General features: G+C 70.6%; 10 protein-coding genes and 1 tRNA gene. 6 read left to right on the top strand and 5 right to left on the bottom strand.

Going from position 1 to position 8,314, the window contains the following annotated elements:
* Positions 1-171: 171 nt before the first annotated feature.
* From CVO76_RS07025 to CVO76_RS07005, 5 genes are all read left to right on the top strand, one after another.
* Positions 172-1,584, top strand: a complete 1,413-nt coding sequence (locus tag CVO76_RS07025; RefSeq protein WP_208741447.1) for an aldehyde dehydrogenase family protein — start codon at positions 172-174, stop codon at positions 1,582-1,584.
* On the top strand, positions 1,584-3,128 hold the full coding sequence (locus tag CVO76_RS07020; RefSeq protein ID WP_208741445.1) for a PfkB family carbohydrate kinase: 1,545 nt from the start codon (positions 1,584-1,586) through the stop codon (positions 3,126-3,128). The genes CVO76_RS07025 and CVO76_RS07020 overlap by 1 nt, the downstream gene beginning before the upstream one ends.
* A complete protein-coding gene (locus CVO76_RS07015) occupies positions 3,125-3,988 on the top strand; it encodes a glycosyltransferase family 2 protein (protein WP_208741443.1) in 864 nt (287 codons plus the stop codon). Before CVO76_RS07020 ends, CVO76_RS07015 begins: the two co-directional genes overlap by 4 nt.
* Positions 3,989-4,052: 64 nt before the next feature.
* Positions 4,053-4,241: a DUF2795 domain-containing protein gene (locus tag CVO76_RS07010; RefSeq protein ID WP_133080780.1), complete on the top strand. Its 189-nt coding sequence runs from the start codon at positions 4,053-4,055 to the stop codon at positions 4,239-4,241.
* A gap of 64 nt (positions 4,242-4,305) precedes the next feature.
* Positions 4,306-5,319 (top strand): cation diffusion facilitator family transporter, encoded by a 1,014-nt coding sequence (locus CVO76_RS07005; protein ID WP_208741441.1) that lies wholly within the window; start codon positions 4,306-4,308, stop codon positions 5,317-5,319.
* A gap of 2 nt (positions 5,320-5,321) precedes the next feature.
* Here the strand turns inward: CVO76_RS07005 and CVO76_RS07000 are convergent, their stop codons facing one another.
* From CVO76_RS07000 to CVO76_RS06990, 3 genes are all read right to left on the bottom strand, one after another.
* Complete coding sequence (locus tag CVO76_RS07000; RefSeq protein ID WP_208741733.1) at positions 5,322-5,807, bottom strand: VOC family protein; 486 nt, start codon at positions 5,805-5,807, stop codon at positions 5,322-5,324.
* 96 nt (positions 5,808-5,903) lie between these two features.
* Entirely contained in the window at positions 5,904-6,611 is a 708-nt protein-coding gene (locus CVO76_RS06995) for a hypothetical protein (protein WP_208741439.1), read from the bottom strand.
* A 39-nt stretch (positions 6,612-6,650) separates the two neighbouring features.
* On the bottom strand, positions 6,651-6,893 hold the full coding sequence (locus CVO76_RS06990) for a hypothetical protein (protein ID WP_133080777.1): 243 nt from the start codon (positions 6,891-6,893) through the stop codon (positions 6,651-6,653).
* 289 nt (positions 6,894-7,182) lie between these two features.
* Between CVO76_RS06990 and CVO76_RS06985 the strand changes: the two genes are divergently transcribed.
* Positions 7,183-7,320 (top strand): hypothetical protein, encoded by a 138-nt coding sequence (locus tag CVO76_RS06985; RefSeq protein ID WP_208741437.1) that lies wholly within the window; start codon positions 7,183-7,185, stop codon positions 7,318-7,320.
* 364 nt (positions 7,321-7,684) lie between these two features.
* On the opposite strand, the gene CVO76_RS06980 is transcribed toward CVO76_RS06985, so the two are convergent.
* Positions 7,685-7,757, bottom strand: a tRNA-Lys gene (locus tag CVO76_RS06980).
* Between the two features lie 105 nt (positions 7,758-7,862).
* A partial coding sequence (locus tag CVO76_RS06975) for a PQQ-dependent sugar dehydrogenase (RefSeq protein WP_208741435.1) occupies positions 7,863-8,314 on the bottom strand: 452 nt, incomplete at its 5' end.

Here is an 8,314-nt window from a genome sequence, read left to right as displayed (position 1 = left end):
GGGAAGCGCGGCCCGCCGCTGCTTCTCCCGCCACATTATGCTAAGCGTGCTGATGGATGCGCCGGGCGCAGAAATCGGCCGACGGCGTGTGTGAACACGCGGGAGCGGGGTACGGGACCACTAGCCGCGTGGTGGAACGAGCTGCGGCGGTACACGACATCAAGGAGCGCAATGTCCATCAACTCCCAGGCACACATCGTGCTTGATGTGCAGGACGACACGTCCCTCACCATCCTCGATCCCCGGGACGGCAGCGAGGTGGGGACCCTGCCCTGCGCCGTCCGCGAGCAGGTGTCCCTCGCGGTCTCGCTGGCCCGCTCCGTGCAGCCCGAATGGGCGGCCACGCGCCCGGCCGATCGCGGTGCGGCCCTGCGCCGTGCGGCCTCCGCACTGCGGGACGGCGCGCAGGAACTGGCGGAACTGAACACCCGGGAGACGGGCAAGCCGCTGGCGGATGCGCTCGGCGGCATCGAGGCCGGCATCTCCACCCTCGAGCAGTACGCGGAACTCGGGCCGGTCCACCGTGGCCTGAGCCTGCGGGGAGCTGTGACGGCCACGGACTACACCGTCGCGGAACCGCGCGGCGTCGCGGCGCTCCTGACTCCCTGGAACGACCCGGTGGCGGTTGCCGCCGGACTCATCGGCGCTGCCCTCGTGACGGGCAACACGGTTCTCCACAAGCCCAGCGAACGGTGCCCGCACGTGGGTGAGCTGCTCGGGCGGCTGCTGCAGCCGGCCTTCCCGGACGGTGTCCTCACGACGTTGACCGGTGGCGCCGAGGTGGGCCAGATGATCACGATGGAGGCGGACGTGGACGTCTTCGCCCACGTCGGCTCGAGCGCCACCGGCTCCCGGATCGCCCGCGCCGCGGTCCTCACGGGCGCGCACGTGATCCGCGAGAACGGCGGCAACGACCCGCTGATCGTGGACGCCGACGTCGACCCGGTCTGGGCGGCGGGCCAGGCGGCGCTCGGAGCCTTCGCCAACGCGGGCCAGATCTGCACCTCGGTGGAGCGCATCTACGTCCATCGGGCCATCGCGGAACCCTTCCTGGCGGCCCTCACCCTCGAGGCCCGGCAGCGCAACGGGAGCGGGACCTTCCCGCCGCTCGTGGACCGGCGCATGCGCGAGTCCGTCGACGCGCAGGTCGGCGAGGCCGTCAGCCTCGGTGCGGAGTGCCTCGAGGGTGGAGTCGTGCCCGCCGGCGCAGGATCGCACTACCCCGCGACGGTGCTCGCGGGCTGCACGGAGACCATGACGATCATGGCGGAGGAGACCTTCGGACCCGTTGCGCCCGTGACCGTCGTGGACAGCTTCGACGAGGGGCTGCGCCTCGCGGCGGCGGGTCCCTACGGGCTCGCCGCATCGGTCCTCACCGGCAGCATCGCGCACGCGCAGCGGGCGATCGCCGGGCTGTCGGTCGGCACCGTGAAGGTGAATGCGGTGTTCGGCGGCGCACCCGGCGGCTCCGCGCAGCCCCGCGGCATCAGTGGGGCCGGCTTCGGCTACGGACCCGAACTGCTCGACGAATTCGCCCTCGTGAAGGTGGTCCACATCAGCGCTCCGCCGCAGGACGGCGCCTGATGGGTGACGAGCTGCAGGACCACCCCGAGGGCGGCCGCGACGGGGCCGACCTCTCGGACGTGCGCGGACTCGCCGCATGGGTGCCCGCCGCGATCGCCGACCGTGCCCCGCACGTCACCGTGGTCGGGGACGCGATGCTCGACGGCTGGTGGAGTGGCACGATCGAACGCTTCTGCCGTGAGGCCCCCGCGCCCGTCGTGGACATCACCCGACGGGACTACGCCGCCGGCGGTGCCGCCAACACGGCGATGAATCTCGCCGCACTCGGGGCGAGGGTGCGGATGTGCGGGCTGATCGGCACGGACGACGCCGGGCGACGCCTCCGCACGATCCTGGACGACGCCGGAGTGGACACCACCGACCTCGTGCAGGACCCCCGCGTCGGCACCACCACGAAGTACCGGATCCTCGGCGGTGACCAGGTCATGCTCAGGATCGACGACACCCCCGAGCAGCTGTCCGCGGCAGCCGTCACCGCGTTCGCCGCACGGATCCCCGGCGCCGTCGCCGGCGCGGACGCCGTCGTCGTCTGCGACTACGGGTCCGGCGCCCTCGGCGAGGAGGTGCGCGCGGCGCTCGGCCGTGCGTCGAGCATCGACCCGGGGACCCTCGTGGTCGTGGACGCCCATGACACCGCGGGCTGGGCCGTACTCGGACCGGACATCGTCACGCCCAACGCCCAGGAGGCCGCGCAGGTCCTGGCGACGCGCCTCGATCCGCGGTCCGACAGGGCCGCGACGGTGACGGAGCGGCGCCGGGAGCTCCTCGCGGCGACGAACGCGGCAGCCGTCGTCGTGACCCTCGACCGCGACGGCACGGTGCTGCTAGGGCAGGACGGCGAGGAGCACCGGACGTGGGCCAAGCCCGCGACCGAGAAGCAGGCGTCCGGCGCGGGTGACACCTTCGTCGCCAGCCTCACCGCCGCGCGCGCGGCAGGGCTTCCGCTCACCACCAGCCTGGACCTGGCCCAGGCCGCGGCCGACGTCGTCGTCCACCGGCCCGGTACCTCCGTGTGCACGACCGCAGACCTGACCGGGCACCTGCAGCAGTTCGCGGACACCGCGCTGGCCACCGCGGACCTGCTCAGGAAGGTGGAGGAGGACCGCGCAGCCGGCCGCCGCATCGTCCTGACCAACGGCTGCTTCGACGTGCTGCACCGCGGGCACACGCGCTACCTCAACCAGGCGAAGCAACTCGGCGACGTCCTCGTGGTCGCACTCAACGACGACGACGGCGTCCGTCGGCTCAAGGGTCCCGACCGGCCGATCAACCCCATCGCCGACCGGGCGGGCATCATCGCGTCCCTGAGCTGCGTCGACTACGTCACCGTGTTCGGGACGGACACGCTGGTCCCCCTGATCGAGCTGCTGAAGCCCGACGTGTACGCGAAGGGCGGCGACTACACCGCCCAGATGCTCGAGGAGACCCCGGCCGTGGAGGCCTGCGGCGGACGGGTCAGCATCCTGGACTACGTGCCCGAACGGTCCACCGCCGCCGTGGTGCGGAAGATCCGGTCCACCCCGCTCGCGGGGGACGTGCCGTGACCAGGCGCTGGTCGGGGGAGTGGGCCCTGGATGCTTCAGGCGACGATCCCGTCGTCGACGTGCTCATCACCTCCTTCGGCCGGCCCGCGGAACTGGCCGTCACGCTGTCGGGGCTCGCCGCGCAGGAGGGTGTGCCGTTCCGCGTGATCGTGAGCGACCAGACCGAGGGGGAGGCGGAGTCCTTCCTCCAGCCTGCCGTGAGCGCGATGGTCCGGGTGCTCCGGGCGCAGGGGCGGGAAGTGCACCTCGAACGCCACCTGCCGCGCAGGGGGCTGGCGGAGCACCGGCATTACCTGCTGGACCTGGCCAACGCCCCGTTCGTCCTGTTCCTCGACAACGATGTCTGGCTCGAGCCGGGCTCGCTGGACCGTATGTACCGGGCGCTGCGGGCGGCCGGGTGCGGATTCGTCGGATCAGCGGTCCAGGGCCTGTCCTACCTCCCGGACTCTAGGCCGCACGAGCGCTCCGGGCTGTCCCTGTGGCCGGGCGACGAGGTGTCGCCCGAGCGCATCCGCCCGGGCTCGGAGGGCTTTGCCCGCTGGCCGCTGCACAACGCCGCGAACCTGGCACACGCCGCAGCCGAGCTCGCGATCCCGCCGGGCGGGTGGCGCCTCTACCGCGTCGCGTGGGTCGGAGGATGCGTGCTGTTCGACCGCGCGGCACTCGTCGAGTGCGGGGGATTCGACTTCTGGGACCAGCTCCCACCCGGGCACGCGGGCGAGGACGTCGCCGCCCAGTGGCGCGTCATGGAACGCTACGGCGGAGCAGGCATCATCCCCTCGGGCGCCGTGCACCTCGAGGCGCCCACCACGGTGACCGACCGTGCCATAGACGCTGCCCACGTGATCCTGGGCCAGTGACGGTGCTCCCGCACCGGGAGCACGTGCAAGGGAACAGAACCGAACCGATACGAAGGAGCGCACCATGGCAGATCCGAGTCCGATCGACATCCAGAAGGCACTGGGCGGCATGGACTACCCCGCCTCGAAGGAGGACCTCGTCAAGCACGCAGAGGACAAGGGGGCCGACGACGCGGTCCTCGAGACGCTCAGGAACCTTCCCGACCGCGAGTTCGACTCGCCGACGGATGTGAACAAGGAAGCATCCAAGTAGCACCCGACCGCCGGCGGCACTCCTGCAGGAGTGCCGCCGGCACCGGGCGTCCCGGAAGGACGGCATGAAGAACCAGGCATCCCCCGCAGCGCAGGAGGCACGGTCCGGCGAGAACGGACCGCGGAAGGAGTCGCCGGGTGGCGAGGGCCCGCTGACCGTCGTCATCGCCTTCGTGGCCAACTTCCTCGTCGCTGCCGCGAAGACGGTGGCAGCGGTCATCACCGGCTCGGCCTCGATGACCGCCGAGGCGGCCCACTCGTGGGCGGACACCGGCAACCAGATCTTCCTCCTGATCGCCGAACGCAAGTCCAGACGCCGACGGGACCCCTCCCATCCCCTGGGCTACGGGCGCGAGGCGTACGTCTGGTCCATGTTCGCGGCGTTCGGGCTGTTCACGGCCGGCGCCGTCGTGTCCATCACGCACGGGGTCCAGCAACTGATCGAGCCCGAGCCGGCCGCGGACTACGGCATCGCCTACATCGTCCTCGCGCTGGCCTTCGTCCTCGAGGGAGTCTCCTTCACGCAGGCCTTCCGCCAGGCGAGGAAGGCGGGCCAGGAACGGGGCACCAGCACGCTGGAGAGCGTCTCCACGACATCGAACCCCACCCTGCGCGCCGTCTTCGCCGAGGACTCCGCGGCGCTGATCGGGCTCGTCATCGCGTTCCTCGGGATCCTGTTGCACCAGCTCACCGGCTCTCCCGTGCCCGATGCGGTCGGCTCCATCCTGGTCGGCGTGCTGCTCGGCGTGATCGCCGTGATCCTGATCGACCGCAACCGCCGCTTCCTCGTCGGCCAGGCCGTCTCGCCGGCCCTGCTCGAGTCGGTCGCGCAGCGGTTGGGAGCCCACGACAGCATCGAGCGCGTGACCTACCTGCACCTCGAGTACGTCGGGCCGGAACGCCTGTACCTCGTCGCTGCCGTGGACCTGGTGGGCGACCGCCCGGAGCACGACGTCGCCGTCGTACTCCGCGCGGTGGAGCGCGACATCGAGGATCACGAGCGGATCGAGGAGGCCGTCCTCACGCTCTCCACGCCGGACGAGCCCACACTGCGCTTCGAGGCGGGCGCGGCCTCCTGACCTCAGACGCCGCTCGGCTCGCCCACCGCGTCGGACCGGGCGCCGGTGCTCCCGTCCTCCGACGCACCGGCGGCAGCCGGAGCGCCGGCGATGTTGACCATCCACGTGACACCGAAGCCGTCGATGCACATGCCGAAGCTGTCGCCCCAGGGCGACTGCGCCAGCGGCACGATCTCGCTGCCGCTTCCGGCGAGTGCCTCCCAGTAGCCGCGGAGTTCCGCCTCGTCGTCGCCGCTGACCGACAGCGAGTGCCCGGCGGGAGCGCTGTACTCCATGCTGTTCGGTGTATCCGCGGCCATCAGGACCTGACCCGACGGCGTCGTCAGCATCGAGTGCATGATCTTGTCCTGCTCCGCCGGGTCCTCGCTCACCTGGTACTCGGCGAACGTGCTCCGCTGCAGCTCACCGCCGAAGACGGACTGGTAGAAATCCATCGCCTGTGCGGCGGTGTCCTTGAAGTTGAGGTAGGTGTTGATCGTCGCTGCCATGGTGTCCGCCTCCTGCCGGGTGGCTTCCGCCACGCCCCTGTCATGATGCTGGAATTATTGTCCAGCACGGGCAGGGAGGGAAGGGTGCCGCTGGGCTCACGACGGTGAGGGCTCAGGGCGCGGACCGATCGCTCCGGCCACCTTCTCCTCGAGCGAGGTGATCGTGGCATCGGGCAGCACGATCAGTCCGTCGAGCTCCCGGCGGGCACGGCGGTAGGCGGTCTGGCGTTCCGCGGCCGTGGCGGCGTCGTCGACGGCAACCGTCACGAGCTTCCGGGCCGTGTCCAGACGCTGGCGCTCCTGCACGCTGAAGCCGCTCGCGCGGACACGCCGGGCCTCGGTCTCGGCGATCTGGAACGCGACATCGTAGGACGTGACGGCGGATCGGTAGGCGGCGAGGTCCTCCGCCGAGACCGTCGAGGGGTCCTCGGGACGGAGGGCGTCGGCTTCGCGCTTCGCCCGGAGGAACGCCACCGTGAGCGGTTCCCGGACGTCGGTCATCATGGGGTAGTCGATGAGTTTCGCCGCATCGAGTTCGTAGGACAGCCATCTCCTGTCGACCTCGTCGTGCATGCGCTCGACGTGCTGCACGTCGCGCTCGGGGCGGCGCACAGGTTCGGATTGCCCGGCCTGCACGTGCGCGCCGTGCAGGGCGCCCGGATGCTTCAGGCGGTACAGCTCCATCTTGCGCTGGTGCCGTCGCTCGCTCGCCTCCGACCAGTGCCGCCCCCAGACGGCGAACACGCCGGACAGTGGGAAGACGAGCCACCAGTAGCTGCCTGCGAAGGACAGGATTTCGTTCACGCGTCCATCGTAGGCCCGCGCAGGGCGGGGCCGGGGGAGTCAGTCGTTCGCGTCCTCGCGGTGGGAGTGCTGCCTGCGGGCCCGTCGGAAGAACGAGACGAGGACCAGCACGCTGACGAGGAAGTGCAGGAAGGACAGGGAGGGCAGGACCGTCAGGAGGAGGATCATCACCAGCGTGAGCAGCGCCGCGACCTGCAGGAACGCGAGGTACTGCGCCGGGATCGGTCGCGGCCAGGGATGGAATTCGATGGTGGGCGGTCGATCCGCCGCGTTCCTGAACATGGTGGTCCTCCGGGAGTGGGATACCAGCCATCGTGCACGCGCCCGGAAAGCCGGTGCAACGCGCGGTGGAACCGGAGAGGGCCCTTGACGGGCGGCAGGGCGGCGTCCCGCGGGTCGACGGCCCGATCGCGCGGTGGGGGACCGCGGTGGGACATGCAGCGCGTGCTTACGCACCCGAAAACTCCGACGGGGCTCCGGTGTGCTGCGGGCCGATCGCTGTACAGTTCCTCCAACGGCTCTCGCAGCCGGTGCCGGTCTCCTCTTTCTCCTCGCACGATGGGTCTCAGCCATGAAGGAATTCGCCACCCTCGCCCAGTTCCGCCTGTCCTCCCCGGGCGGCAACGATCTCGACCACAAGGCGGCCCTGCTCCTGTTGCTCGCGCTTCCCCGCGCCATGGGGGAGGACGGCTGGCAGAACCAGCCGTAAGGGGCGCGTCCCGGCGCGGTGGCGGTCATGCACGGCGCGGCCCGGAGGTCGAGCAGTGCGTTCCCAGCGGGCGCCGAGGTTCTTCCGCTATAAAAGACAGGGGGCTTACTGTCGGTACCGGGAGAGGTTGGTCGAGAACGATGAAGTTTCTGAGAAGGGGCACTATCGCCCTCAAGCGGTGGATCCGTGGAGTGCGGAACAACGCCGTGGTCCTCGCAGGACCCGACGAACCGCTGTACTGATCCGGCCCGTCCTGTCGAGCACGAACGCGCCCCATCGTCCGCGGAGGATGGGGCGCATTCGTGCTGGGCAAGACAAAACCCCGCATCCCAGGCGGCGAGACCTGGAACGCGGGGTCCTGTTGTGCACCCCCCGGGACTTGAACCCGGAACCCATTGATTAAGAGTCAATTGCTCTGCCAATTGAGCTAGAGGTGCGTGGCGTTTTCCCTCCCGATTTCACCGGTTCAGGTCATCCGCAACAGCATGAAACTCTACCAGCACTTCGGCGGAAACATGAAACCGAGCCGCTCGGCCCCGATCTCAGCCGGTCCGGACGCGCAGGATCCTCGCGTTGCCGGGCTCGTTCGTCGCGACCAGCAGGGAGCCGTCGCTGCCGGCCACCACGTCCCGCAGCCGCCCGTAGGATCCGTCGAAGTGGCTCACCGGCTCGCCCGCCGTCCCGGCGACCAGGGGGACCTGCCACAGGCGCTGCCCCCGCAGGCCGCCGATGTACGCCACGTCGTCGACGATCGCCATGCCGCTCGGCGAGGACGACGCCGTCGACGGCCACACCACCTGCGCATCGACGAAGCGGGAATCATGCGGCGCCCCCGTGACGTCCGGCCAGCCGTAGTCGGCCCCGGGTTCGATGAGGTTCAGCTCGTCGTCGACCTCCGGCCCGAACTCCGTGGCCCAGAGCCTGCCCGCCGAGTCCCACGCGAGCCCCTGCACATTGCGGTGGCCGACGCTGTAGACCGGGGAACCGGGCGTCG

The sequence above is a fragment of the Arthrobacter agilis genome (assembly GCF_002953615.1).
In the GTDB taxonomy this organism is placed as follows: domain Bacteria; phylum Actinomycetota; class Actinomycetes; order Actinomycetales; family Micrococcaceae; genus Arthrobacter_D; species Arthrobacter_D agilis_B.
The sequence above is the reverse complement of the archived record's forward strand: the minus strand, read 5'-3'. Positions and strand labels throughout refer to the sequence as shown.

Coding starts and splice junctions, on each gene's coding strand:
- CVO76_RS06985 (WP_208741437.1), top strand. CDS start 7,183: ATGAAGGAATTCGCCACCCTCGCCCAGTTCCGCCTGTCCTCCCCGGGC.
- CVO76_RS07005 (WP_208741441.1), top strand. CDS start 4,306: ATGAAGAACCAGGCATCCCCCGCAGCGCAGGAGGCACGGTCCGGCGAG.
- CVO76_RS07020 (WP_208741445.1), top strand. CDS start 1,584: ATGGGTGACGAGCTGCAGGACCACCCCGAGGGCGGCCGCGACGGGGCC.
- CVO76_RS06990 (WP_133080777.1), bottom strand. CDS start 6,893: ATGTTCAGGAACGCGGCGGATCGACCGCCCACCATCGAATTCCATCCC.
- CVO76_RS07025 (WP_208741447.1), top strand. CDS start 172: ATGTCCATCAACTCCCAGGCACACATCGTGCTTGATGTGCAGGACGAC.
- CVO76_RS07010 (WP_133080780.1), top strand. CDS start 4,053: ATGGCAGATCCGAGTCCGATCGACATCCAGAAGGCACTGGGCGGCATG.
- CVO76_RS07000 (WP_208741733.1), bottom strand. CDS start 5,807: ATGGCAGCGACGATCAACACCTACCTCAACTTCAAGGACACCGCCGCA.